Annotated in this window: 24 protein-coding genes; 10 read left to right on the top strand and 14 right to left on the bottom strand. The window is 71.5% G+C overall.

What is annotated here, in order from left to right; genetic code table 11:
• From J3486_RS17980 to J3486_RS17970, 3 genes are all read right to left on the bottom strand, one after another.
• Nucleotides 1–807 (bottom strand): ABC transporter permease, encoded by an 807-nt coding sequence (locus J3486_RS17980; protein WP_207821370.1) that lies wholly within the window; start codon nucleotides 805–807, stop codon nucleotides 1–3.
• A gap of 8 nt (nucleotides 808–815) precedes the next feature.
• Complete coding sequence (locus J3486_RS17975; protein ID WP_207821369.1) at nucleotides 816–1,565, bottom strand: ABC transporter permease; 750 nt, start codon at nucleotides 1,563–1,565, stop codon at nucleotides 816–818.
• A gap of 131 nt (nucleotides 1,566–1,696) precedes the next feature.
• The gene (locus J3486_RS17970; protein ID WP_207821368.1) at nucleotides 1,697–2,704 is read right to left on the bottom strand and encodes an ABC transporter ATP-binding protein; all 1,008 of its coding nucleotides are present in this window, start codon (nucleotides 2,702–2,704) and stop codon (nucleotides 1,697–1,699) included.
• Between the two features lie 629 nt (nucleotides 2,705–3,333).
• Here J3486_RS17970 and J3486_RS17965 point away from each other — a divergent pair.
• Nucleotides 3,334–4,281 carry a hypothetical protein gene (locus tag J3486_RS17965; protein WP_207821367.1) on the top strand — a complete coding sequence of 316 codons (948 nt, stop codon included), beginning with the start codon at nucleotides 3,334–3,336 and terminating at the stop codon, nucleotides 4,279–4,281.
• Between the two features lie 60 nt (nucleotides 4,282–4,341).
• Here J3486_RS17965 and J3486_RS17960 read toward each other — a convergent pair whose 3' ends face one another.
• Nucleotides 4,342–5,841, bottom strand: coding sequence for a DUF6801 domain-containing protein (locus tag J3486_RS17960; protein WP_207821366.1), 1,500 nt, complete (start codon nucleotides 5,839–5,841; stop codon nucleotides 4,342–4,344).
• 86 nt (nucleotides 5,842–5,927) lie between these two features.
• Complete coding sequence (locus J3486_RS17955) at nucleotides 5,928–6,533, bottom strand: hypothetical protein (RefSeq protein ID WP_207821365.1); 606 nt, start codon at nucleotides 6,531–6,533, stop codon at nucleotides 5,928–5,930.
• A gap of 582 nt (nucleotides 6,534–7,115) precedes the next feature.
• Between J3486_RS17955 and J3486_RS17950 the strand changes: the two genes are divergently transcribed.
• Nucleotides 7,116–8,360: a helix-turn-helix domain-containing protein gene (locus J3486_RS17950; RefSeq protein WP_207821364.1), complete on the top strand. Its 1,245-nt coding sequence runs from the start codon at nucleotides 7,116–7,118 to the stop codon at nucleotides 8,358–8,360.
• Nucleotides 8,361–8,372: 12 nt separating this feature from the next.
• On the opposite strand, the gene J3486_RS17945 is transcribed toward J3486_RS17950, so the two are convergent.
• The gene (locus tag J3486_RS17945) at nucleotides 8,373–10,418 is read right to left on the bottom strand and encodes a bifunctional glycosyltransferase 87/phosphatase PAP2 family protein (RefSeq protein WP_374194738.1); all 2,046 of its coding nucleotides are present in this window, start codon (nucleotides 10,416–10,418) and stop codon (nucleotides 8,373–8,375) included.
• A 367-nt stretch (nucleotides 10,419–10,785) separates the two neighbouring features.
• On the opposite strand from J3486_RS17945, the gene J3486_RS17940 reads away from it, so the two are divergent.
• Nucleotides 10,786–12,180: an MFS transporter gene (locus J3486_RS17940; protein WP_207821363.1), complete on the top strand. Its 1,395-nt coding sequence runs from the start codon at nucleotides 10,786–10,788 to the stop codon at nucleotides 12,178–12,180.
• 88 nt (nucleotides 12,181–12,268) lie between these two features.
• A complete protein-coding gene (locus J3486_RS17935; protein WP_207821941.1) occupies nucleotides 12,269–12,937 on the top strand; it encodes an O-methyltransferase in 669 nt (222 codons plus the stop codon).
• Nucleotides 12,938–12,958: 21 nt separating this feature from the next.
• On the opposite strand, the gene J3486_RS17930 is transcribed toward J3486_RS17935, so the two are convergent.
• Complete coding sequence (locus J3486_RS17930) at nucleotides 12,959–13,360, bottom strand: FHA domain-containing protein (RefSeq protein WP_207821362.1); 402 nt, start codon at nucleotides 13,358–13,360, stop codon at nucleotides 12,959–12,961.
• A 100-nt stretch (nucleotides 13,361–13,460) separates the two neighbouring features.
• Here J3486_RS17930 and J3486_RS45220 point away from each other — a divergent pair, with 100 nt between their 5' ends.
• On the top strand, nucleotides 13,461–14,231 hold the full coding sequence (locus J3486_RS45220; RefSeq protein ID WP_374194737.1) for a DUF6188 family protein: 771 nt from the start codon (nucleotides 13,461–13,463) through the stop codon (nucleotides 14,229–14,231).
• A 30-nt stretch (nucleotides 14,232–14,261) separates the two neighbouring features.
• Entirely contained in the window at nucleotides 14,262–14,588 is a 327-nt protein-coding gene (locus J3486_RS17920; RefSeq protein WP_207821361.1) for an antibiotic biosynthesis monooxygenase, read from the top strand.
• Between the two features lie 45 nt (nucleotides 14,589–14,633).
• On the opposite strand, the gene J3486_RS17915 is transcribed toward J3486_RS17920, so the two are convergent.
• The 4 genes from J3486_RS17915 to J3486_RS17900 all read right to left on the bottom strand — a co-directional run bounded on the left by J3486_RS17915 (nucleotide 14,634) and on the right by J3486_RS17900 (nucleotide 16,786).
• The gene (locus J3486_RS17915) at nucleotides 14,634–14,852 is read right to left on the bottom strand and encodes a helix-turn-helix transcriptional regulator (RefSeq protein WP_207821360.1); all 219 of its coding nucleotides are present in this window, start codon (nucleotides 14,850–14,852) and stop codon (nucleotides 14,634–14,636) included.
• Nucleotides 14,852–15,322 (bottom strand): DUF2975 domain-containing protein, encoded by a 471-nt coding sequence (locus J3486_RS17910; protein WP_207821359.1) that lies wholly within the window; start codon nucleotides 15,320–15,322, stop codon nucleotides 14,852–14,854. Before J3486_RS17910 ends, J3486_RS17915 begins: the two co-directional genes overlap by 1 nt.
• Nucleotides 15,323–15,449: 127 nt before the next feature.
• On the bottom strand, nucleotides 15,450–16,109 hold the full coding sequence (locus J3486_RS17905) for a hypothetical protein (RefSeq protein ID WP_229378205.1): 660 nt from the start codon (nucleotides 16,107–16,109) through the stop codon (nucleotides 15,450–15,452).
• Nucleotides 16,110–16,126: 17 nt separating this feature from the next.
• Nucleotides 16,127–16,786, bottom strand: a complete 660-nt coding sequence (locus J3486_RS17900) for a hypothetical protein (protein WP_207821357.1) — start codon at nucleotides 16,784–16,786, stop codon at nucleotides 16,127–16,129.
• A gap of 146 nt (nucleotides 16,787–16,932) precedes the next feature.
• Here J3486_RS17900 and J3486_RS17895 point away from each other — a divergent pair, with 146 nt between their 5' ends.
• Nucleotides 16,933–17,439, top strand: a complete 507-nt coding sequence (locus tag J3486_RS17895) for a GNAT family N-acetyltransferase (protein ID WP_207821356.1) — start codon at nucleotides 16,933–16,935, stop codon at nucleotides 17,437–17,439.
• Here the strand turns inward: J3486_RS17895 and J3486_RS17890 are convergent.
• Nucleotides 17,423–19,483, bottom strand: a complete 2,061-nt coding sequence (locus J3486_RS17890; protein WP_207821355.1) for an MFS transporter — start codon at nucleotides 19,481–19,483, stop codon at nucleotides 17,423–17,425. The two genes, J3486_RS17895 and J3486_RS17890, sit on opposite strands and share 17 nt — an antisense overlap.
• A gap of 203 nt (nucleotides 19,484–19,686) precedes the next feature.
• Here J3486_RS17890 and J3486_RS17885 point away from each other — a divergent pair, with 203 nt between their 5' ends.
• Complete coding sequence (locus J3486_RS17885; RefSeq protein WP_207821354.1) at nucleotides 19,687–20,577, top strand: peptidoglycan-binding protein; 891 nt, start codon at nucleotides 19,687–19,689, stop codon at nucleotides 20,575–20,577.
• A 42-nt stretch (nucleotides 20,578–20,619) separates the two neighbouring features.
• Here J3486_RS17885 and J3486_RS17880 read toward each other — a convergent pair whose 3' ends face one another.
• The gene (locus J3486_RS17880) at nucleotides 20,620–21,291 is read right to left on the bottom strand and encodes an HAD-IA family hydrolase (protein WP_207821353.1); all 672 of its coding nucleotides are present in this window, start codon (nucleotides 21,289–21,291) and stop codon (nucleotides 20,620–20,622) included.
• Nucleotides 21,292–21,546: 255 nt separating this feature from the next.
• The gene (locus J3486_RS17875) at nucleotides 21,547–22,320 is read right to left on the bottom strand and encodes a DUF4142 domain-containing protein (RefSeq protein WP_207821352.1); all 774 of its coding nucleotides are present in this window, start codon (nucleotides 22,318–22,320) and stop codon (nucleotides 21,547–21,549) included.
• A gap of 302 nt (nucleotides 22,321–22,622) precedes the next feature.
• Between J3486_RS17875 and J3486_RS17870 the strand changes: the two genes are divergently transcribed.
• Together J3486_RS17870 and J3486_RS17865 are read left to right on the top strand one after the other, a co-directional pair.
• Entirely contained in the window at nucleotides 22,623–23,294 is a 672-nt protein-coding gene (locus J3486_RS17870) for an HNH endonuclease family protein (protein WP_207821351.1), read from the top strand.
• A gap of 114 nt (nucleotides 23,295–23,408) precedes the next feature.
• On the top strand, nucleotides 23,409–25,043 hold the full coding sequence (locus tag J3486_RS17865) for an alkaline phosphatase D family protein (RefSeq protein WP_207821350.1): 1,635 nt from the start codon (nucleotides 23,409–23,411) through the stop codon (nucleotides 25,041–25,043).
• The last annotated feature ends 87 nt before the right edge of the window (nucleotides 25,044–25,130 follow it).

Raw genomic sequence — 25,130 nt, 5'->3', positions numbered from 1 at the left:
TCAGCCCGCCACCTTCACGGTCGTGGTGGCGCCCCAGATGGCGAGGGAGAGGAAGAAGTCGGTGACGGAGATGACGACGATAGCGTTGCGCACCGACCGCCCCACGGCGACGCCGACCCCCGCGGGGCCGCCGCTCGCCCGGAACCCGTAGTAGCAGTGGGCGAGGATCACCATCACGCTGAAGATCAGCACTTTGAGGACGGAGAGCAGCACGTCGGTGGGTGAGAGGAAGAGGTTGAAGTAGTGGTCGTACGTGCCTTGCGACTGCCCGTTGAAGACGACGGTGACCAGGCGCGAGGCCAGGTAGGAGGAGAGCAGCCCGATCGCGTAGAGCGGGATGATGGCGACGACGCCGGCGACGATGCGGGTGGTGACGAGGTACGGCATCGACCGCACGCCCATGCCTTCGAGCGCGTCGACCTCTTCGTTGATGCGCATGGCGCCGAGCTGGGCGGTGAACCCGGCGCCGACGGTGGCGGACAGGGCGAGTCCGGCGACGAGCGGGGCGATCTCGCGGGTGTTGAAGTACGCGGAGACGAAGCCGGTGAAGGCGGCGGTGCCGATCTGGTCGAGGGCCGCGTAGCCCTGGAGCCCGACGACGGTGCCGGTGGCGGCGGTCATCGCGATCATCACGCCGATGGTGCCGCCGATGACACCGAGCCCGCCGGAGCCGAAGGCGACCTCGGCGAGCAGCCGCTGCACTTCCTTCGCATACCGCACGACGGTCCGCGGGATCCACACCAACGCCCTTATGTAGAAGAGGAGTTGGTCGCCGCCGCGGTCGAGCCAGACGAGTGGGGAGGCCATGAGAGTGCTCAGCCTCCCTTCGGTGGAACGATCTGGAGGTAGATCCCGGTCAGTACCGTGTTCACGAAGAAGAGCAGGATGAAGGTGATGACGACGGACTGGTTGACGGCGTCACCGACGCCCTTCGGCCCGCCTCTCGGGTTGAGTCCGCGGTACGCGGCGACGATCCCGGCGATGAACCCGAAGACGAGGGCTTTGAACTCGCTGATGTAGAGGTCGGGGAGCTGGGCGAGCGCGGAGAATGACTGGAGGTAGGCGCCCGGAGTGCCGTGCTGCATCACGACGTTGAAGAAGTAGCCGCCGAGCGTGCCGACGACGGAGACCATGCCGTTGAGCAGCAGGCTGACGAACATGGCGGCGAGCACGCGCGGCACGACGAGCCGCTGCACGGGCGAGACCCCCATGACGGTCATCGCGTCGAGCTCCTCCCGGATCTTGCGCGACCCGAGATCGGCGCAGATGGCGGAGCCGCCGGCCCCGGCGATAAGCAGGGCGACGATGAGCGGGCTGGCCTGCTGGATGACGGCGAGCACACTGGCCCCGCCGGTGAAGGACTGCGCCCCCAACTGCTGGGTGAGCGAACCGACTTGGAGCGCGATGACGGCGCCGAAGGGGATCGACACGAGGGCGGCGGGCAGGATGGTGACACTGGCGATGAACCAGAACTGCTCGACGAACTCCCGGAACTGGAACGGCCGCCGGAAGATGTCACGCACGACGCGCACGGCGAGAGCGAAGAGCTGCCCGGTCTGTCTCAAGGGGCCGAGGAGCGGGTGCGCCCCGTAGGGGCGCGGGGCCGTGTTCGCTGTGCTGCCGCCGCGTGAGCGCGGCAGGCCACGACGATGCCGCGCCCGGCGAGCACCGGAATCGGGCAGACGGGTATCCGCACTCACACGGCACCCCCGGCCCGGGGCACCACAGCGGTCGGCTCCAGCACATCCCGCCCGTACGCGGAGCGAATCGCGGCCTGAGCGGCACCGGGCAACGTGTCCAGCAGCCCGAGCACCCGCTCCCGCCGCCGCGCGACGGCAGCCCGCTCCCCGAGCCCCGGCGATGGCGCCAACTGCGGCACCAGCTCACGCGGGGTGGCCACCGCCCCGCCCCGGGAAGCCTCGGCGGCCAGCGCCCCCGCGTCCTTCTCCTCGGACATCCCGATCGGCCCCACCACGTCGGCGGTGAGGAACTGCCGCACGACGGGCTCCTCGCTGGTCAGCAGCACTTCCCGCGGGCCGAAGGTGACGAGGTTGCGCCGGAAGAGCATCCCCATGTTGTCGGGCACCGTCGCGGCGATGTCGAGGTTGTGGGTGACGATGAGCATCGTCGCGTCGGTGGTGGTGTTCAGGTCGATGAGCAGCTGCGAGATGAAGGCGGTCCGCACCGGGTCGAGCCCCGAGTCGGGCTCGTCGCAGAGGATGATCTGCGGGTCGAGGACGAGCGCCCGCGCGAGACCGGCCCGCTTGCGCATACCGCCGCTGATCTCGCCGGGCAGCTTCCCCTCGGCCCCCAACAGGCCCACCGCGTCGATGCGTTCCATGACGATGCGGCGGATCTCGGATTCCTTCTTCTTCGTGTGCTCGCGCAGCGGGAAGGCGATGTTGTCGAAGAGGTTCATCGATCCGAACAGGGCGCCGTCCTGGAACATCAGGCCGAACAGCTTCCTGGCCTCCATGATGTCCCGCTCGGGGCTGCGGGCCATGTCGACCCCGTCGACCAGGACCCGGCCGTGCTCGGGCTTGAGGAGCCCGATCAGCGATTTCAGGAAGACGGTCTTCCCGGTCCCGGAGGGCCCGAGCATGACGCTCACCTCACCGGCCGGCAGGGTGAGGCTGACGTCCTGCCAGATGTTCTGCTTGCCAAAGGACTTGGTCAGGCCCTCGACCTTTACTTCGATTCCCATGTCACCTCCAGCAAGCGCTCGTTGCTCATGTGCACCGGGAGGCGCACGTTAAGTGGGCTGATACCGCCACGACAAGCGGCGCGTAAGCTAATTCCGGGGCGCCGCCACTTCTTTGTCACCGGATGACAAAGCGGCGGGAATGACTTGTCGTCCGGTGAGTGATTCGCGTGCGGGGAATCGGGCGGGGCCCCGCGTCTCCGGGGGGTCGGAACTGCGGGGCCCCACCCTTGGAGACCCTGACCCGGAAGGAGGGATCGGGCCGGGTTCTCCCCAGGAACTCCTGGTCGACAGGGGGGTGTCGGCGAGGAGTCGAACGACCACACCTGGACGTTACGACCGAGTAACCTAGGGCCGCAATAGCCGGACAGGAAAATGCCGGGCGGCACCCGGCAACCCTTCACCGGGTAATAACTCAAGGCCCCCGCACACTCACTCGGCGACAATTTACGAACCGCCGGAGAGGAACTCGCGGCCGACGTTTCCAAATTCCTTGCCGGGTTAGTTACTTACCCGTAGCGTCATGGGCCGTCAGAGGCCGTCCACGCACGTCCGGCCGGCTGTCCCCACACCCGTGGAACGCTCCGGGTGCCGTCGAGAGAGCCCGAGGTCCCATGAATTCTGCATCCGTCATGCCCGCACGCAGACGGGCCCGCGCCGCGGTCCTGAGCGCCTCCGCGGCCCTGGCCGCCTTCGCCCTGGCCGGCACGTCGTCGGCCGCGACCGGGGCCGCTGCGGCCGAACTGAACGGCACCTGGGCGCCGTTCAACCGCTGCCCGGTCGACGCCGCCGGCATGCTGGCCGCGACCGGGCAGGAGACCATCGCCCAGTGCGTGGTCTCGCACGCGTCCAGCGGCTCCATCAAGCTCGGCAACACCACGGTGACCACCGGCGCCAGCGATCTCCAGATGGGCGTGATCCAGCGAACCGGTCAGACCCCGCTCCTGGTGCCACCGCCCGAGGGCACGATCATCGCCGACTCGGCGGACGTCCCGGGCGGCCTGCTGGGGCTGATGTGCCCGAGCGACATCCCCGTCATCAGCAGCATCTGCGCGCAGGTCAAGGACGGCGACCTGAACCGGATCACGGCCACCATCGAGTCCGCGGGCAGCCCGTCCGACTTCAACCTGGCCGCCGCCATCACCCCGGGCGACCCGATCCTGTCGCTGCCCGTGCGCATCCGGCTCAAGAACCCGTTCCTCAGCTCCGACTGCACCATCGGCACGGCGGAACACCCCGTCGTGCTGCGGCCCCGGACCCTCACCAAGCCGTCCGTGAAGGTCGTACGGTTCGACGCGGACGGCACCCCGTCCACGACGGGCGCGCTGACCAGCTTCCAGCTGTCGGGCGCCGACCAGGGCGACTCCACGTTCGCCGTGCCGGGCGCCAGCAACTGCGGGCTGCTGGGCCTCATCGACCTCGCGGTGAACCTGAAGACGGGGCTGCCGGCGGCCTCCGGCACCAACAGCCTGACGCTCACCAGCACGTCGACCGCGACGGCGAGCCTCACCAACTCGTTCGCGGCGTACCCGAACCAGGGCAGGACGCTGTCGGACGCGTGGCACTCGGCGGTGAAGTAGCCCCCTCGGGCGACCGCGACGGAGCCCCGGCCGGATCTCCGGCCGGGGCTCCGTGCCGGACTACTTCGCGCGCGGCAGCTCCGGGATGTCGGGCGGGCAGTTGAGCTTGGAGGTGGGGATACAGGTCTTCCCCTGATTCATCAGGACCAGGTTCCCCTTGCCCGAGATCGACGCGGTGAACAGGGCGTCGAGGTTCTCCCCGCTCTTCGTGCGGCATCCACTGAACCGCGGGATGTCGACCTCGCCCTGCAACGGGCCGCCGGAGAACACGTTCCCGTACTCGGGGAAGAGCCCGTTCAGCACCACGTCGAAGGACTCGGCGGTCCGGCAGTCGCCGCCCACGTCCAGCGGCGCCCCGTTCAGGGTGACGTCGTGCAGCCGCAGCGACTGCTTGAAGTAGACGATGGCGAACGGCGGGGCGGGCAGCGTGCCGGCGTTGCCCGTCGAGATCGTCACGGGCCCGTTGTCGTACGACACCTTCGCGGTCACCGGCTGGAACCCGAACCCCAGGAACGTGGACTCGGAGTCCGGCAGGTCCAGCGCGCCGAGCGAGTCGATCCGGGTGTACCGCCGCGTCGCCGGGACCTCGGGGAACTTCACGGTGTACGTGTGCTTGACCGCCAGGACGCTGAGCAGCGCGGGCTTCTTGGCCGGATCGTTGATGATCATGGCGCCGTGCAGTTTGGTGACGTTGGCGTACCCCACGGCGTAGGCGCAGCCCGGGGTGCCCGGGAGATTGCTCTCGGTGTGCGTGATGCCGTCGCCGGTCGGCGGTACGGGTACGTAGCGGTAGTCCATCTCGCCCGTGGGCAGCGGCACGGGGCAGGGGCCCTCGTCGTCGGCGAGGGTGCCCGGCTGCTCGGCGGTGATGCCATCCCGCTGCTCGCCCCGCCCCTGCTGCGCGGGGCCCGTGCCGTCGCCGCCCGGCGTCCCGCCGCCCGCGCCGCCGGTGACCGGTACGACGCCGAGCCGGCCGTTCTGTCCCGCGGCCGGTTCGCAGGTGAGGGTCGTGGTCACGGGGGTCACCTCGTCGGGCGTCAGCGCGAGCGTGAGACCGGTGGCGGTCAGTGACACGTCGCCGTCCGCCCCGACGGTGACGGACGGCACCGGGCCGGTGAACTCCGGCCGCACCTCTCCCTCGGCGGGCAGCGGCATCGGCTGCGCGGAGAGCCCCTGCCAGGTGGCGGTCGCGGACTCCTCGCCCTGGCGCACGTCGACACCGACCGTGGCCGTGCCCGCCACGGTGGTCGCGCCGTCCGGCAGCCAGGCGGCGAGGTCGGAGCGCTGGAGGACCGGCGTCACCGTCACGTCCTCGGGCTGGATGGGCTCGCCCACCACCCCGGCCGACGGGAGCCGGGCCGTGATGCCGACGCCGATGTCGCGGGCGGGACCGCCCGCCTTGCCGTCGTCCGCCTTGCACGCGTAGGTGATGGCGGTGTCGACCCGGGTCGTCCCGCCCGTTCCGTCGGCCGCCGACGACGCGGCGGACCCCGGGCTGACCAGCAGCCCCATCGTGAGTCCTGCCGCGCCGAGCAGCACCGGACGCCGCTTGCCCCTCATCTGTGCTCACTCCTCTAGCCCGCGGATCGCCTGAACGGCCCTGCGACGCCGTGTGCCGTCGCAGGGCCGGTGATGGACCGGTCGGATCACGCGGGCGTGATCGTCTGGATCGGGTTCGCGAGCTGGTAGACGGCGTTGAAGCTGGCCACGTCGCCGGGGTTGATCAGGCCGAGGCAGTCCGCGTCGGAGCCGGCGACCAGGTCCGTGCCGGTGCCGTCGACGGTGAGCTTGCCGGTGCCGTTCTGGTAGGTGCCGTAGACCGTGCCGCTGAAGGTGGCGGTGCAGCCCGGGCCACTGATCTTCGCCGAGATGGAGCTGATGGAGCCGTCCACCTTCGTGGAGTCGGTGGCGTTGACGTTCGAGACGTTCAGCTTCCACGGCGTGGAGGTCATGGTCACGTCGAACGGGATGCCGCCGACGTTGCAGTTCGTGAAGGTGACGGTGCCGATGTCGCCGATGCCGACACCGTCCGAGTCGGACGCCGAGAGGGTTCCGGACGCATTCGACGAGTCGCAGACGAGCTGGGCCAGCGGCACGTCGAGGGTCGGGTTGGGGGCCGTCGCGCTGAAGGCGCCGGCCGGGCTGACCGTCCACGCCGACTGGGCCGTGGCCGAGGCGGAGGTCACGGTGAATCCGACCGCGGCGCCGACCGCGGCGGTGACGACTGCGGCTCTGCGTACGAACTGGTGCATGGTGCTTGTCCCTTCGTGGGGCGCACGCCGTCCTGAGCCGGGCCCGGGGCTCGTCCGTGTCCGGGGCCTGACGTGGGGCTTACGCGGGGGGAGAAGACAGGCGGACCCATGATTTTCGGCCGCCTTGCGAGACCGTGCGCCGAAGACACTACGGACGAGTAACACCGCTCGGCAACAACTCCGGGGAATGTCCCGGGAATTCCGTACGGAAGCCCCGAAAATTGTCTCCGCACCCAGAACCGCAGGTCAGGAATTTATCGGCGAATGAGCAATGACGGGCCGTCGCCGACGATTGCTCACTCGTTGATAAATTCCGTCGGGCGACTTGTCGCATGGCGCACAACGGGACTGCGGCGGGGCCGGAGTGCACCGCTCCGCGGGGCTGTGCGGCGCACGTCCGGAACCTCTCGTGCCCCCTCCGTCGATCTGGGCACAAGTGGTGTACGGCACAAGCAAGTTGGTCTAGCTTCAGGACCAGACACTGGTATGCACCTGACGGCCGGGACTCGCCCTCCACGCTGGTGAAGGGCGGTCCGACGCCGGATCCCCCCACCGGGCGCCACGACCGCAAGGAACTCGGCCATGCCCCTGCCCGTGCAGCCCCCGAACATCAACGAGCCGCTGGGCCCGCTGCCCAGGGAATTCGCTGCGATCATGCGTCCGGAACTGCCCGGCCTGATCAAGGAAATCCGCGTCGAGGTCACCCGGGCCTACCCCGAGTACGCCCAACTCCTCAACGGCCCCAATGCCGCCGCCATCCGTCAGGGCGTCGAGAAGAGCCTCTCGGTCTTCGTCGACCGGGTGGCCGATCCGAAAGCGTCCACCGCCGCCCGCGACGAACTCCTGCGCAAATTCGGGCGAGTCGAGGCATATGAGGGACGGGATCTGGAAACGCTGCAAAGCGCCTATCGGCTCGGGGCCCGCGTCGCACTGCGCAGGGCCAAGACCATCGGCCGCCGCTTCGACCTCTCCCCCACCCTGCTGCTGACGTTCGCCGACGCGCTCTTCGCCTACGTGGACGAGCTGGAGTCGCTGTCCCGCGAGGGGTACGCGGAAGTACAGGCACGGGCGGGCGCCGCCGGTGAGGCGATGCGAAGACGGTTGCTGCACCTGCTCCTGGCCGGCACCCCGCTGACCCACACCACGATCCACGAACTGTGTGAGCAGCTGGGCTGGCCCCTCCCCGACCAGGTCACCCTGATCGCCCTGCGCGCCCCCGCGCCCGACCACATCCAGGCGGGGCTCCCCTCGGACGTCCTGGCCGACCTCGGCGCACCCCAGCCCCACCTGCTGATCCCGGGTCCGATGACGGCGGAGCGCACGGCCCTGCTCGAGGACGCCGTGGCCGGTACCCCGCTCGCCGTCGGGCTGACCGTGCCGACGGCGCGGGCCGCCGACTCGCTGCGCTGGGCCCGGCGGCTGCTCCAGCTCGTCGACGATGACATCGTTGCCGACGCCCCGGTCCTCGACACCGCGGACCACCTGGTGACGCTCTGGCTGCTCTCCGACCCGGCCCTGGTCAGCGAGATCGCGACCCGCGCACTGGCACCGCTGAACAAGTCGTCGGGCGCGCGCCGGGCCCGGCTGGTGGAGACCCTGCACGCCTGGCTGACGACCCGCGGCACGGCGGACCAGGTCGGCGAGGCGCTCGGGGTGCACGCCCAGACCGTCCGCTACCGGCTGCGGAACCTGGAGTCCCACTTCGGCGACAGTCTGGAGAACCCCGAGCGCCGGTTCGCCATGGAGGCGGCGCTGCGCGCGCTGCATCTCCACGGCGAGGTCACGGCCGGCCGGGCACCGGTCCCCGCGGGCACCGGCGACGCCTGACCGCCCGCCGGCTCACCCGGCACGAAGCCCCGCGCTGTCCTCCCGTCCGGCCCGGTCGCCCTGCCGGGCCGCAGCGCTGACCGTCCGCGCCCGCGGCCCCTGAAGCACGTAGGTGAGGAAGAACCCGGCACCGACGACCGTCGCCCCGCCCACCGCGTCGAGGACCCAGTGGTTCCCCGTCGCGACGATGGCCGACACCGTGCACAGGGGATGGACGAGGCCGAACGCCTTCACCCACCAGCTGCGCGCGAGGACGACGATCACGATGCCGCACCACAGCGACCAGCCGAAGTGCAGGGACGGCATGGCCGCGTACTGGTTGGTGAGCTGGGTCAGCGTGCCGTAGTTCGGCTTCGAGAAGTCCTGCACGCCGTGGACCGTGTCGATGAAGCCGAGGCCCGGCATCAGGCGCGGCGGCGCGAGCGGGTAGAGCCAGAAGCCGACGAGCGCGAGCAGCGTCGCGAAGCCGAGCGCCGAGCGGGCCCATCGATATTCAGCGGGCCGCCGGACGTACAGGAAGGCAAGCACGCTCAGCGGGACCACGAAGTGGAACGACGTGTAGTAGAAGTTGAAGAAGTCCTTCAGCCACGCCGCGTGCTGGACCACCGCGTGGTTGACCCAGTGCTCGATGTCGATGTGCAGGAACCGCTCGATGGAGTGGATCTGCCGGCCGTGCTCCTCGGCCGTGGCCCGGCCGCCGGAGATCGTGCCGCCCGTCGCGGCGAGCCGGACCTGCTGGTAGGCGGAGTAGCCGACGCGGATGAGGAGCAGTTCCAGGATCAGGTTCGGGCGGGAGAGCACCCGGCGCCAGACGGGCACCAGCGGCACCCACGACCAGCGGCCGGGCACGGGCGCCGCGTGCTCGGCGGGCGTCGGGGTCGCGTAGTACGGGGACGTGCGCGGCAGGAAGGGGACGGCGCAGGCCGCCGCGAGCGCCGCGATCAGCACCACGTTGTCCCGCACCGGCTCCAGGAACGTCATGTTGGGCAGCAGCATCGTCGACGGCAGCGTGAGCGCGAGGATCACGAGCACCGGCCACATGTAGCGGTCGGAGGCCCGCTTGCCGACCCGGCCGACGACGGCGAGCAGCACCCACAGGAGCTGGTGCTGCCAGGTCGTCGGGGAGACGGCGACCGCGACGCAGCCGGTGATCGCGACGGCGAGCAGCAGCTGTCCGTCGCGCGCGTAGGTGACGGCGCGGCGCAGGCCGAGCGCGGCGACGGCGACAGCGAGCAGCGCGAACAGGCCGATCTCCAGCGGCCCTTCGAGGCCGAAGCGGAGCAGCATGCCGTGCAGCGACTGGTTGGCGTTCGCGGCGGGGTTGGTGGCGAGTCCGGCGCCGGCCAGGTGGTGGATCCAGTACGTCCACGAGTCGTGCGGCATCGCGGCCCAGGCGAGGGCCGTCGCGGCGACGAAGGTGACCCCCGAGGAGACGGCGGCCCGCCGGCGGCCCGTGAACCAGAGCAGCGGGGCGAACAGCAGCACCGTCGGCTGGAGCGCGGCGGCCGCGCCGATCAGCGCCCCGGACGCCTTCTCGCCGCGTACGGCGAAGCAGCCGAGCAGGACGAGCAGGACCGGGATGATGCTGGTCTGGCCGGTGGTGAACGCGTTGCGCACCGGCAGCGACAGCATCAGCAGGCTGATCGCGACGGGCGCCGCGAACAGTGACGTACGGCGGGAGACGGGCTGCGGCAAGGCGCGGGCCGTGACCAGGCCGAGGGCCACCACGAGGGCGAGCGAGCCGAAGGTCCAGCCCCAGCCGAGCGCCTGCTCGGCGGCGCGGGAGAGGGGTTTGAGGACGAGGCCCGCGAACGGTGTGCCGGTGAACCGGTCGGGCGCGTCGTACAGGGAGCCGGTGACGTGCAGCACCCCGTTCGGCCCGATCCAGGTCTCCAGGTCCGTGAGGCGTTCACCGCGCGGGGTGCGCAGGACGGCCACGAGCTGACGCGCCGCGAGCACGGCGGCGATCAGCCACAGGCCCGCCCGCAGCACGCTCGTCCGTCCGCTGCCCGCTCCCGCGGGTCCGGTCACCGGTCCCCTGTGCTCGACATTCGCCACGCGCTGCCCGCCCTCCCGTCCTCTCCGAAGTCCGCACCGCCCCCTTCGGTGTGAGACGCAGGCAACCCCCGCTTCACCTGTCCTTCTATCCGGTTTTGACCGGAAGATGCCGTTGAAGACGGTGGCCGGGGCCACTTAGTTGCATGACCCACGGGTCCGGTTCCGCGACATAACTCACAGATAAGCCCGATGGACCGGTCTGCGACGTTCCGCGTTTTGCCTGACGGGAGGCGGTTTACGAACGGAGCGTAGCCGATCGGGCACGCTCCGCACGGAGCGCGTCGCCCCCTATGGTCGCTTTCGGCCGTTCCGCTGACGCGTGAGCGGCCTTGCCGTTGCCCCCGACGAAAGGCAGGCGAGCGAGACCTTGTCGAGCACCGCTTCCATCGTTCCCAGTACCAGCAGGCCCCCCGTCCAGGCGCGGGGCCGCACCAAGAAGGCCGAGCAGGACGTCACCGTCACCGACCCGGCGCTCGTGAAGCGCGCGGTCAAGGCGGCGGCGCTCGGCAACGCGATGGAATGGTTCGACTTCGGCGTCTACGGCTACCTGACCGTCACGCTCGGCCACGTCTTCTTCCCGACGGCGTCCAGCACCGCGCAGGTGCTCTCGACGCTCGGCACGTTCGCCGCGGCCTTCCTCATCCGCCCCGTCGGCGGCATGTTCTTCGGCCCGCTCGGCGACCGCATCGGACGTCAGCGCGTCCTCGCCATCACCATGATCATGATGGCGTCGGGCACCTTCGCGATCGGTCTGATCCCCTCCTACGCGGTGATCGGCGTGTGGGCGCCGGTGCTGCTGATCGTGGCCCGCATGGTGCAGGGCTTCTCGACCGGCGGTGAGTACGGCGGCGCGTGCACGTTCATCGCCGAGTACGCGCCCGACAAGCGCCGCGGCTTCTTCGGCTCGTTCCTCGAACTCGGCACGAACGCCGGTTATGTGGCCGGTGCCGCGCTCGCGACGGTGCTGACGACCACGCTCTCCTCCGACGCCCTGTACTCCTGGGGCTGGCGCATCCCGTTCCTCGTCGCCGGTCCGATCGGTCTGGTCGGTCTGTACGTGCGGATGAAGCTGGAGGAGACCCCCGCCTTCCAGAAGCTGGCGCAGGAGGCCGAGGCGAAGGAGAAGTCCTTCCCGAAGCCGAAGCTGAAGGAGATGTTCGTCGGCAACGCCGGCGCGATGGCCACCTGCATCGCCCTGGTGCTCGTCTTCAACGTCACCGACTACATGCTGCTCTCCTACATGCCGACGTTCCTGAGCGAGGAGCTGCACTACGACGCCACGCACGGCACGATCATCCTGATCGGCGTGATGCTGCTGATGATGGTCGTGCAGCTGCCGATGGGCATGGCCAACGACCGCTTCGGCCACCGCAAGGTGATCGGCGGCGCCTGCGCCGGCTTCGTGCTGCTGTCCGTCCCCGCGCTGCTGCTGATCCGGGCCGGCTCGACCTGGGGCATCACGCTCGGCCTCGCGGCGCTCGGTCTGCTCCTGGTGGGCTTCACGTCGTCGATGCCGTCGACGCTGCCGGCCCTGTTCCCGACGAAGGTCCGCTACGGCTCGCTGTCGGTGGGCTTCAACCTGTCGGTCTCGCTCTTCGGCGGCACGACGCCGCTGGTCGCGGCCGCGCTGATCGCCACCACCGGGAACCTGATGATCCCGGCGTACTACATGATGGCCGCGGCCGTCATCGGTGGCATCGCGGCGTGGCGCATGCGCGAGACCGCGGGGCGCCCGCTGCCCGGGTCGCCGCCCGCCGTCTGATCCGGCGGGGGCCGCGCGGGCAGGCGCCGCACAGCGTCCGCGCCTGCCCCCTGACGGTTCCGCGGCCCCTACGCTGACGTTCATGACGATGCCTTCGCACGAGACCACGACAGCGGTGGACGCCTATCTCGGCAGTCTGCTCGCCCCCGCCGACGACGCCCTGGCCGCCGCGCTCGCCGACAGCGACGCGGCGGGCCTGCCCGGCATCAACGTCTCGGCCGTGAACGGAAAACTGCTCCATCTGATCGCCCGCGTCCAGGGCGCCCGCAGCGTCCTGGAGATCGGCACGCTCGGCGGCTACAGCACCATCTGGCTGGCCCGCGCGCTGCCCGCCGACGGCTCCCTGATCACCCTGGAGTACAGCCCGAAGCACGCGGAGGTGGCCCGCGCCAACCTGAGCCGGGCGGGCCTGGACAAGACGGTCGAGGTGCGGGTCGGCGCGGCCCTCGACTCGCTTCCCCGACTGGTCGACGAGGGGCGGGACTTCGATCTCGTCTTCATCGACGCGGACAAGAAGAACAACCCGAACTACCTGGAGTGGGCGCTGCGGCTGACCCACCCCGGCAGCGTGATCGTCGTCGACAACGTGGTGCGCGGCGGCCGCGTCGCCGACCCGGAGAACACGGACGAGGACGTCATCGGCACCCGGGCCGCCCTCCAACTCCTCGCGGATCACCCGAAGTTGGATGCGACGGCGCTCCAGACGGTGGGCTCGAAGGGGTACGACGGCTTCGCGCTCGCCCGCGTACGGGACTGAGGCCGCCGCCCCCGGCAGGCGTCACGCCTCGTGGTAGAAGCCCACGTTCACGCTGCGCGGCCCGCTCCGGTCGAGGACGATCACCTCGCCGGAGCCACCGCGCGGCAGCTCCAACGCCCCGCCGTACGACAGTGGTTGACCGGGTCCGCCCTGCACCCCTGACCTGACCCGCACCTCGGAGGACGGGTCCGCCTGCGAGCCGCGCAGCCAGAAGACGCTCCACTCCCCGTGCGGCCCGCACCGGAACTCCAGGTGCACCCGGGAGACGAACAGCCAGTCGTCGGGCGTGACGAGCCGGCACACGCTCGCGTCGCGGCCCACGCGCAGCACGGCCCCCGGCTCGCTCGGCGCGTCGGCCATCGCCATTCCCGCCGTGGCCCCGGCATCGGCTCCGGCCACCGTGGCCATGGTCAGTTCGAGCACCGCACTCCCCCAGCGTTCACGTCGTCGCGACGATCGTTCGTAGCGGCCGCATCCTAAGCCCCCACGCTCCTCCCGGCGCGAGCCGCGGGACAATGCACGCATGACCGAACGCAAACCGCCCGGCGTCAGCTTCGAGTCATTCGTGGACCAGCAGATCCGCGAAGCGGAACGCCGGGGCGACTTCGCCGCCCTGCCCGGTGCGGGCAAGCCCTTCGCCCCCGACGACGACTCCACCACGTACGACGAGAACTGGTGGATCAAACGGAAGATGGCCCGCGAGGGCCTCTCCGTCCTGCCTCCCTCACTGGCCCTGCGCAAGGAGGTCGAGGACGCCTTCGCGGCCTTCCCGAGGACGGCCTCCGAGCACACGGTGCGCCGGGTGCTGACGGAGCTGAACGACAGGATCCGCGACATGATGTTCAAGCCGCCGCCGGGACCGCCGCTCGGCCTGAAGCCGTACACCGCCGAAGAGATCGAACAGGTGGTCCGGCAGTGGCGGATCGACCGCCAGGGCCGCCGTCTGCCCGTCACCGGGCTCGCGGTGCGGCAGGTGCGGGTGGACCGGCGGCTCACCCTCGTCCTGGACACCGGTGCGCAGATCGTCGTGGCGGGCCCGGCCCGCCTCGCGCTGCCGGACTCCGGCCCCGAGACCGTGCTCGCCCCGGCGGCCCAGCAGGTCGCGGCGGCCCTGGCGCTCTTCGGCGCGGAGACGGACTCGGCCGTCGTCCGGCCCGACGGCCGGCTGGTCGTGGAGTTCGCCGGCGGGGCCCGGCTTACGGTGCCTCCCGCCCAGGACGCCTCGGGTGCCTCGGGTGCCTCGAACGGGGCGGCCTGGAGCGTCCTGGACGCCGACGGGAACCCGCTCACGTGATCCGTACGGGCGCTGCGGCAGGATGACCCCATGAGCATCGTCAAGATCAACGCCCTCACCGTCCCGGACGAACAGCGGGAGATCCTCGAAAAGCGCTTCGCGTCGCGCGCGGGCGCCGTGGAGAACTCGGACGGCTTCGAGTGGTTCGAGCTGCTGCGCCCGATCGAGGGCACCGACCAGTACCTGGTGTACACGCGCTGGCGCGACGAGGCCGCGTTCCAGGCGTGGATGGAGGGCCCGATGAAGGCGGCCCACCAGGGCGGCGGCCAGGGCGGCGAGCGCCCGAAGCCGGCGGCGTCCGGGTCCTCGGTGTGGTCGTTCGAGGTCGTCCAGCAGGCGGCGCCGAAGAGCGCCTGACACACGAAACGGAGGCGCCCCGCCCTTCCGGGTGGGGCGCCTCCGTCATTCCTGCGGGGCCTCGGCCTCCCAGCGCAGCAGGTCGCTGGGCTGGCAGTCGAGGACCTCGCACAGTGCGGCGAGCGTGGTGAACCGGACCGCCTTGGCGCGGCCGTTCTTGAGCACCGCCAGGTTCGCGGGGGTGATCCCCACCCGCTCCGCGAGCTCGCCGACGGACATCTTGCGCCGGGCCAGCATCACGTCGATGTCGACGGTGATCGGCATCAGATCACCTCGTCCAGCTCGGCCCGCATGTCCGCGGCCTGGGCGAGCAGGGCGCGCAGCACGAGCACGACGAGCGCCACGCCCAGAACGGCCACGCCGATGCCGCCCATGACGAGGGTGACCCCCGGGTCGTCGCGCTGCCCCGGTGCGTTGACGGCGGTCACCGTGAACCACAGCAGGGCGACCGCCACGATCGCGCCGATCACCCCGTCCACGTACCGGAAGGCCGCGCGCGAGAAGACCGTGCCGCGGCGCACCATCCCCACGAGGCGCCCCACGCAGACCAGGGCGACCTGGACGGCCCCCATCCCGAGGACCGTGATCACGCGGAACGCGGTGAGCGGGAGCGACCCGTCCTCCGGGTCGTTCCCGCTCACCAGTGTCCAGACCATCAGCACCTGCACCAGCACGGTGCCGGTGAGCACCAGCGCGAGCACGGCGCGCAGCGCGCGCACAGCCGTCTTTCCCATGACGCCCTCACCCTCCCATCGAATCGCGATGGAAATCTATCGAAATTCGATAGGTGCGACAAGTGGGTGGGTGCGGGTGCCGGTGGGGTGGGTGGCGCGGGCGGCGCGGGTGACGCGCGGCCGGGGGTCACAGCTTGAGCAGCTTCTCCGCCGTCTCCCGGTAGTCGCGCAGCGCGAGCCGCAGCTGTTCCGTGTCGTCCGTGGACTCCTGCCAGGAGCTGCGCAGGGTGCGGCGGCGGCCCGCGAGGGTCTCGGTGAGGCGGGCCGTCAGGTCCTCCAGGACGTGGTCGGCCTCCTCGACGGCGGCGCGGGGTGCGTCGACGAAACCGGTGAGGGCGTGCCGCAGCCGGCCCGAGAACTCGTCGCGGGCGTCCGTGGGGACGATTCCCGTCGCCGCGCGGCCTTCGCCCTGACCGTGGTCATGGCGGTGGACGCTGCGTTCGTGACCCTCGGCCCCGGCGACCAGCGGGGACGGTTCGTCGGCGCCCCGGCCGACGGTCTTGTCCCGGCCCAGGGCCTCCTCCCGACCCGTGCCCATGCCCGTGCCCATGCCCGTGCCCGTGCCCATGCCCGTGCCCTTGTCCCTGTCCCAGTCCATCGACCGGCCCCGGTCCACGGACTTGTCCTGTCCCACGGTCCGGTCCCGGCCGGTGGCTGTATCCCTGCCGGTGGCCGTGTCCCGGCCGGTGGTCATGTCCCGGCCGGTAGCCGTGTCCCGGCCCGGCTCCCTGTCGAGGTCCGGGTCCTGCGGGATGCCGCTCTGTCGTGTGCGCTCGATGTCGGCCATCGTCTCCTCAGCTCCCCTCAATTGCCCTTGGCCAGGCGCCCCTTGAGGGCGTGGCCCTTCGCGTCAGGCTGCCGCTCGGCCGCGGCCGTGCGGTCCGTGGGCCGGTGCGCGCCGCGCGGGCGCTCCGTGCCGAGCAGCACCTCGAACAGGGCCCGCGCCTCGACCATCGCCGTGCGCAGCTCCTCCGTGCCGGCCCTGCTCTCCTCGGCGCGGCCGGGCCGGGCGTGCGCCGCCCGGTGCAGCCGCCGGTAGCCGTCGACCTGCGGGCCGTGGTGCACGGAGAGCGCCGCGAACTGCTCGTCGTAGCGGCCGCCGTCGGGGAAGCCGCGCTCCTTGGCGAGGCCGGCCAAGAGCCGGTCGGCCTCGGCGACGGCCTCCTCCGGGGACGTGACGAAATGTTCCTGGGCCCCGGCCCAGCGCACTTGGTACCGCTCGCGGGCCGCGGGCTCCAGCTCCTGCTCCTTGAGGGAGCCGTGCTGCCGCACCCGTTCGCTCAGTTCGTGCTCGGCGGCCTTGGTGTCGCCGTCGTGCCGTGCCACGACCCGGTCGTACTCGGGGCCGAACCGCCTCCTGAGCCCGCGTCCGCCGCGCGGCCCGGTGCGCGCGGCGAAGAGGCCCGCCGCGACGACGACCACGACCCCCACCACGATCAGAGCGATGATCACGCCTGTGGACATGGATGTCTCCCGACTCCCGTTCCGGTGTCCAGTTCGGTACTCCGTCTCCACGCCGGGTTACCGCACGTGACCGCCCCAAACAGATTGCGTCCCCGCCCGCCCGAAATCGCTTGCGTGCACTCGCCCCCGCGGCCCCACAATGCGCCATGCGCACCCAGCCGTCCCTGTGGACCGTCGCCCCCGAGCCCTACGACTCCCCGGTCGCCGCCGCGCTCTGGCGCGCGTACTACACGGAGGTGAGCGACCGCTGGTACCTGCTGCACGAGGGGCACAGCACCGAACCGGCCGAGCTGGAGCGCGGGATCGCCGCTGAGAGCGGGGACCGACTCGCGCCGCCCGAAGGACAGTTGCTGGTCGCCCGGTACGCGGACGAGCCCGCGGGGACCGCCGGGGTGCGCAGGGTGGACGCGGCCACGGCCGAGCTGAAGCGGGTGTTCGTGCGCAAGGAGCTGCGCGGCAAGGGCGGCGCGGCGCTGCTCGTGGCCGCCGCCGAGGACGCGGCCCGCGCGCTCGGCGCCACCGTGCTCCGGCTCGAGACCCGCACCGACCTGACCGAGGCCCGCGCCCTGTACGCACGCCTTGGCTACGAGGAGACCGAGCCGTTCAACGACGACATCTACGCCGAGCACTGGTTCGTCAAGAAGCTGACCTAGCGCTCGTCGCGGTGGCGCCGTCGTGCGGCCGTTCCGCGTCCGAGCCGCACATCTGCGCGTTCAGCTCGGACACCAACTGGATGAGATCCGTGGGGCGTTCGGCCGTCCACCAGTCGCCGAGCAGCTCGGCGAGGGACTCCTCGCGGGCCGCGCCGAGCCGGGCGGCGACCTCGCGCCCCTGATCCGTCAGGACCAGGTCGAGGCCCTCCCGGACGGCGAGCCCGCGCTCCTCGACCTGCCGGGCCGCCTCGATGATCACCGGCAGCGGTACGGCGCTGCGCTCGGCGAGGACGGCGGGCTCGGCCCAGCCGTAGCGGTTGATGCGCAGCACGAGCCAGCTCGCCGCGGGCAGCAGGTCGTAACCGGCCCGCGCGGTGATCTTCTCGTAGATCTCGCGCCGCCCCTCCCGTGTCCCGAGCGCCGACAGGGCCCGCACGCACTCGTCGTACGAGGACCGCTCGACGGGGTTGGAGGCGAGCGTCTCCGTCAGGTCGGGCGCGGTGACGGAGCCCCGCAACTTGTCCTCGCGCAGGAACCAGGACAGGACGAAGGCGACCAGCGCGACCGGCACGGCGTAGACGAAGACGTCGGTGATCGAGGTGGCGTACGCGTGCAGGACGGACGGCCGCAGGGCGGCGGGGAGCGCGGCGATGCCGCGCGGGTCCGCGCTCAGCGAGTCCGGGCTGACGCCGGGCGGCAGCTGCTGCCCGGCGAGCGCCGAGTCCAGTTTGCTGTTGAGGCGGTTGGTGAAGATCGTGCCGAAGATCGCGACGCCGAAGGAGGCGCCGATGGAGCGGAAGAACGTGGCGCCCGAGGTGGCGACGCCCAGATCCTCGTACGGGACGGCGTTCTGCACGATGAGCACGAGCACCTGCATGACGAGGCCGAGCCCGAAGCCGAAGACGAAGAAGTAGCCGCTCATCTCCCAGGTGGAGCTGGTCTCGGTGAGGTTGTGGAGCAGAAGCAGACCGAGCGTGGTGATGGCGGTGCCGGTGACCGGGAAGACCTTCCAGCGGCCGGTGCGGCTGACGATCTGCCCGGACGCGGTCGACGAGATCAGCATGCCGAGCACCATCGGCAGCATGTGCACGCCCGACATGGTCGGCGAGACGCCCTGGACGACCTGGAGGAACGTCGGCAGGTACGTCATCGCGCCGAACATCGCGAAGCCGACGACGAAGCTGATGACGGCGGAGAGCGTGAAGGTGCGCACCCGGAAGAGCTTCATCGGCAGGACCGGTTCCGCGGCCCGGAACTCGACGAACACGAAGGCGACGGCGAGCAGCACGCCGAGGACCGCGAGCCCGATGATCTGGGCGGAGCCCCAGGCCCAGGTCGTGCCGCCGAGCGAGGCCACGAGGACCAGGCAGGTCGCGACGGAGGCGATGAGGAAGGTGCCGAGGTAGTCGATGCGGTGCTTCTTAGAGCGGACCGGGATGTGCAGGGCCGCCGCGATCACGGCGAGCGCGACGATGCCGATCGGCAGATTGACGTAGAAGACCCAGCGCCAGCTCAGATGCTCGGTGAACAGGCCGCCGAGGAGCGGTCCGAGGACGCTGGTCGTGCCGAACACGGCGCCGAACAGGCCCTGGTACTTGCCGCGTTCGCGCGGCGGCACGATGTCGCCGACGATCGCCATCGACAGCACCATGAGCCCGCCGCCGCCGAGGCCCTGCAGCGCGCGGAAGCCGATCAGCTCGGCCATGTTCTGCGACATGCCGCACAGCGCGGAGCCGACGAGGAAGATCACGATCGCGATCTGGAAGAGCTTCTTGCGGCCGTACTGGTCGCCGAGCTTGCCCCACAGCGGGGTCGCGGCCGTCGACGCGAGCATGTACGCGGTCACGACCCACGACAGGTGCTCCATGCCGCCGAGATCGCTGACGATGGTCGGCAGGGCCGTGGAGACGATGGTCTGGTCGAGCGCGGCGAGCAGCATGCCGAGGAGCAGGGCGCCGATGGAGACGAGGACGCCGCCGCCTTTGGCTCCTTCCCCGGGCGGGTTCTGCCGCGTACGGCCGTCACTGTGCGCAAGGCTGCTCATGGCCACCTCCCGGGCCACCCCGGGGCCGACCGGCCGCGGGCTAGGTACTCTCCATCCTGGTAGGTGTGCCCCGGTTTGGCCTGTTGAGTCCCGCTCCGGCCTGGCCGATTCCCCCGGGGCGCGCGCCGCACCCGGGTCCCGGGGTCTGGATAATGCGCTGGAGCTCTCGGGGGAGGGCGATGCTCTCGGGGAGGGGGCGAACCATGCGCGAGAACGAGCACGGACGCCGTGACGATCAGGCCGCGGACCAGGGCACGGGCCCGGCCGACGGCGAGGGCGCGGACCGGGCGGGCGACGGGCCGGGCGGCCGGGCCGGCGACGGGGACGACTTCGCCCCGCTGCGGGTCCGCCCCTACGTCACGCTGCCCGAGCCGTCCGAGCCGCTGCCGCCGCGCGTCGCGGACCCGTACGCGCATCCGCCCGCGACCGCCGCCGCTCCGGCCGTCCCGGCCGCCCCGGAGCCGCCGTACGACGACGAGGACCCCGAGCCGCCCGCCCGACGCGGCCCGGTGCTGCTGCTGACCGCGGTAGCCGGGGTGCTCAGTGTGGCGGCACTGGTGACGGTGCTGATGACGTCGGGCGGCGGGGACACGACGACCACGGACGCCGCCGGTTCGTCGGCGACGCTCGCGGTGTCGGACACGGGGAGCACGGCCGGGCCGGGCACCTCGGCGGCGAGCCGTTCGGCGGGCCGCAGCGCGTCGCCGTCGGCGTCCTCGTCAGCGTCCTCGTCGCCGTCCGAGTCGGAGGAGTCCTCGGACAGCCCCTCCCCCAGCACCAGTACGAGCCCGTCGACCGGCCGCTCGTCCTCCGCGTCGGCGTCGGCCTCGCGCTCCGCGTCCCCGTCAGCGTCGCACAGCTCGGCGCCGACGGCGGGGACGGTGCTACGCAGGGGCGACCACGGCCCGGCGGTCTCCGAACTGCAGCGCAGGCTCAAGCAGTTGGGCCTGTACGTGGGTGAGCCGAACGGCAACTACAACGGGCCGACGGAGTACGCGGTCCGCAACTACCAGGTGGCACGCGGCGTGCAGGGAGACACCCCGGGCACGTACGGCCCGGCGACGCGCGAGGCACTGGAGTCGGAGACCGACTAGGGCGATACGCGCCCGGGGGGGCGGTCGGCCGGCCGCGGGGGCTCAGCGCGTGATGTGCAGCAGGAGCCCGCCGTCGGCCCCGGCCTCGATCCGTACGGCCGTGAGGTCCGGCACCTGGACGGTGGGGCCGTGCTGCGCCGCGCGCGGGCCGACGCCGACGACCCGCATCCCGGCGGCGAGCCCGGCCGCGATCCCGGCGCCGGAGTCCTCGAAGACGACACAGTCCGCGGGGTCGACGCCGAGTTCGGCGGCCCCCTTCAGGAAGCCCTCGGGGTCCGGCTTGCTGGCGCCCACGTTCTCGGCGGTGACGCGGACCGCGGGGTAGGGCAGCCCGGCCGCGGCCATCCGCCCGGTGGACAGGGCGACGTCGGCCGAGGTGACCAGCGCGTGCGGCAGCCGGTCGGCGAGCAGCGCCGCGAGGAACACGTCCGCGCCCGGCACGGCCACGACGCCATCCATGTCGGAGGTCTCCTCGGCGAGCAAGCGGGCGTTGTCGGCGAGGTTCTCCTCGACGGGGCGCTCGGGCAGCAGCTCGGCCATCGTGGCGTGGCCCTGGCGGCCGTGGGCGACGGCCATGACCGCGTCACCGTCGAAGCCGTGCGCGGCGGCCCAGCGCCGCCAGATCCGCTCGACGACGGCGTCGGAGTTGACGAGCGTGCCGTCCATGTCGAGAAGCAGGGCTCGCGCGGACAGAACGGTGGGCGTGGCCGTCATCACTGGCTCCAGAGAACGGAGACGGGAAGAGAAGAAGACAAGGCGGCCCCGTCCACCGGTCAGGGTGAGTGGACGGAAGCCACTTTGTTCCATCACGATACAAAACGCAGGGCGAAGATCGCCACCCGGCCCCCTCCAAGACCGTTCAGACCCCCTCCAAGACCGTTCAGCCTCCCTCCCAGACCGTTCAGCCTCCCTCCCCCCTCAAGACGGTTCAGACCTCGTTCGCCCTGCTCCTCACTCTCCCCGCTCCCCTCAGCCGACCTCGCCGCCCGACGGGGCTCCGCCCGTCGTCGGCGCCGACGACGGGAACGTCTTCGTGTACGGGTTCGCCAGGCCGGGCGGCGCGCTGACGACGACCTGGGGCGCGCCCGGCGGCGGCACCGGCGGGGTGAGCTGGGAGTCGGGCAGCTTGGGCGGCCCGGTCTGCTCGGCCAGCGCGTGGTCGAAGTTGACCAGACCGGTCTTCTCCAGAACCGTCATGTGGTCGCGCACCACGTCATTGGCCTCCTCGGCGAGCCGCCGCACCTCGGTGTTCTCGGTGGTGGCCCGGATCTGCCCGATGGCGGGGAAGATCTGCCCGTGCGTCACGCGCATGATGTTCGCCGCCGTGCTGTCGAACTCCTTGCCGTTCTTGGACTCCACGGTCGCGACGAACTGCTGCTGCTGGGGCGTCGCTTCGTTGGGCAGCGTGATGTTCAGCTCCTGGGCGAGCTTGCGACAGCTCTCGTCGAGCAGCGCGTGCCCGACGACGAGGTGCCGCCCGGCGTCCCGCATCTCCGGGCTCGCCCCCCGCTTCATGGCGTCCATGCCCAGCCGGCTCTCCCACAGGCCCGCCGCTCTGACCTTGACCACGAAGTTCCGGTCGGCCTCGGTCAGCGGCCCCCAGCGCGTGTTCGCGATGACGCGCGACTGCGCCGAGGCCGTCGTCCGCACACCGACCAGGGCCGGATAGGCCAAGGCGGCGATCGTCATGACGAGCGCGCCGATCACGAACAGGTTCCCGAACATGGAGCGCGAGAGCCGCATGGAGCCTCCAGAACGCGTGAGGGACTTGCCGGAGAGTACGGACGCACCGCCCGAATCCTTCAGCCCACCGGCCACAACTTCCGCCCAGGACAAGCCGATCGAGGCCGTACAACACGCAACTACGCCCCTCCTGAGGCCACTTGACGCGTCGTACCTCTTGCTCCGCACACCTCATTGACGCGACCCTGTCACCGCACGCACATCTCCCGGAAACCCCACCCCCACACCATGGCCGGGCACCGCACGGCCACCCGATCCCCACTCGGGCACCAGCAACACCCCCCACACACAAGGGAGTTCACATGCGCCTCGTCTCTCGTCGCACGTCCCGTATCTACGCGCGTCGACCGCTGGCCGCCGGCGCGGTCGCCGCCGCCTTCGCCTCGGCCCTCACCGTGCTCGGCGCCACCGCCCCCGCCCAGGCCGCCCCGCCCACCCCGATCGCCGCCTCCACCGCGCGCACGTACCTGTCCGAACTGACCGTGAAAACAGAGGGTTCGTCCGACGGCTACAGCCGCGATCTGTTCCCGCACTGGATCACCCAGTCCGGGACCTGCAACACCCGCGAGGTCGTCCTCAAGCGCGACGGCACGAACGTCGTCACGGACTCCAGCTGCGCGGCCACGTCCGGGAGTTGGTACTCCGCGTACGACGGCGCCACCTGGACCGCCTCCTCCGACGTCGACATCGACCACGTCGTCCCGCTCTCCGAGGCGTGGAAGTCCGGCGCGAGCAGCTGGACCACGGCCCAGCGCCAGGCGTTCGCCAACGACCTCACGCGGCCGCAGCTGATCGCGGTCACCGACAACGTCAACCAGTCCAAGGGCGACCAGGACCCGGCCGAGTGGATGCCGCCGCGCGCCGCGTACGCCTGCACCTATCTGCGGATGTACGTCCAGGTGAAGCACTACTACGACCTCTCGGTCGACTCGGCGGAGAAGTCGGCCATCCAGTCGGGCCTCAGCGGCTGCTGACACTCCGTCAGCAGCCGAGCGGGCTCCGGAACCTCCCCGCCCACCTCCGGCGTTCCGTACCGTACGGACGTCGGAGGTCTGGGGCGACGTACGAAGTACCGGGGAGGACATCACATGGCGAGGCTCCGTCTGGGCCCACTGCTGAGGTACGTGGACGAGGGGGCGGCGACCGTCTGGGTCGAGGCGAGCCGTCCCTGCGTCGCCGAGGTGCGCTGCGCGGACGGGGCGCGGGGCAGCGCGCCCACGTTCCAGATCGACGGCCACCACTACGCGCTCGTCCCGGTCACCGGCCTCACGCCGGGCACCGAGACCCCGTACGAGGTGATCCTCGACGGCGGCCGGGTCTGGCCGGAGCCGGACTCCCGCTTCCCGCCGAGCACGATCCGCACGCCGCGCTACGGGGACGAGCGCGAGGTCCGCGTCGCCTTCGGCTCCTGCCGCTGGGCCGCGCCGCCCGCCGCCGAGAAGGACCCGGTGGGCCCGGACGCCCTGGACAGCCTCGCCGCGGCCATCGCCGCCGCCCCCGACGGGCCGCGCCCGGACGTCCTGGTGCTGCTCGGCGACCAGGTCTACGCGGACGAGACCTCGCCCGCGACCCAGAAGTGGCTCGCCCGCCGCCGCGATCTGTCGGAGCCGCCCGGCACCCAGGTCGCGGACTACCAGGAGTACACGCACCTCTACTACGAATCGTGGCTCGACCCCGAGATCCGCTGGCTGCTCTCCACCGTGCCCAGCTGCATGATCTTCGACGACCACGACGTGATCGACGACTGGAACACCAGCGCCGCCTGGCTGGCCGACATGCGGGCGCTCCCGTGGTGGCGCGAGCGGGTGCTGAGCGGCCTGATGTCGTACTGGGTGCACCAGCACATCGGCAATCTGCCGCCGTCCGAGCTCGACGCCGACCCGGTGTACGCGGCGGTGCGCGCCACGCCGGACGGCACGGACGCGCTGCGCCGGTTCGCGGCCGAAGCCGACACCGACCCCACGTCGGTCCGCTGGAGCTACCGCCGCGACTTCGGCCGCGTCCGCCTGCTGATGGTGGACACGCGGGCGGCCCGGGTCCTCGACGAGGGCAGCCGGGCGATGCTCGACCCGGACGAGGAGCGCTGGGTGCGCGAGCAGGCGCTGGCGGACCCGGGCGCGTACGACCACCTCCTCATCGGCACGTCGCTGCCCTGGCTGCTGCCCCCGCTGATCCACGACGCGGAGCACTGGAACGCGGCGCTGTGCCGCGGGGAGCGCGGGGCGCGCTGGGCGCGGTTCGGCGAGGATCTGCGCAGGCGGGCGGATCTGGAGCACTGGGCGGCGTTCCCCGCGTCGTTCGACGCGCTCACGGACCTGATCGCCGAGGCGGGCTCGGGCCCGGCCGCGCCCGCCACGGTCTCGGTGCTCTCCGGCGACGTGCACCACGCGTACGTCGCCGAGCCCGACTGGCCCGCGGGCGCCGCGGCCCCGAGCGCCCGCGTCCTGCAACTGACGTGCTCACCGGTGCACAACTCCATCCCCGCCTCGATACGGCTCGGGTTCCGGTTCGGCTGGAGCCGCGCGGGGCGCGCCCTCGGCCGCCGCTTCGCCCGGCACGCGCGGGCGGCGGCGCCCCGGATCGGCTGGCGCAGGACCGGCGGGCCGTGGTTCGGGAACCAGCTGATGACACTGACCCTGCGCGGCCGCACCGGCCGGCTCGCCCTCGACCAGGCCGCCCCGGACGGGACCCTGACGCGGGCGACGGACCGCACCCTGACGTGACGGAATGGCTGAATGTTGAAGTTGCAAGCATTAGTTAGGTTCACCTAATCTGTGGCACTCCCCCATCGGTGGCAACGGCGGCAACGG

The sequence above is a fragment of the Streptomyces sp. VRA16 Mangrove soil genome, assembly GCF_017377775.1.
In the GTDB taxonomy this organism is placed as follows: domain Bacteria; phylum Actinomycetota; class Actinomycetes; order Streptomycetales; family Streptomycetaceae; genus Streptomyces.
This window is presented reverse-complemented; position numbering and strand designations above follow the sequence as displayed.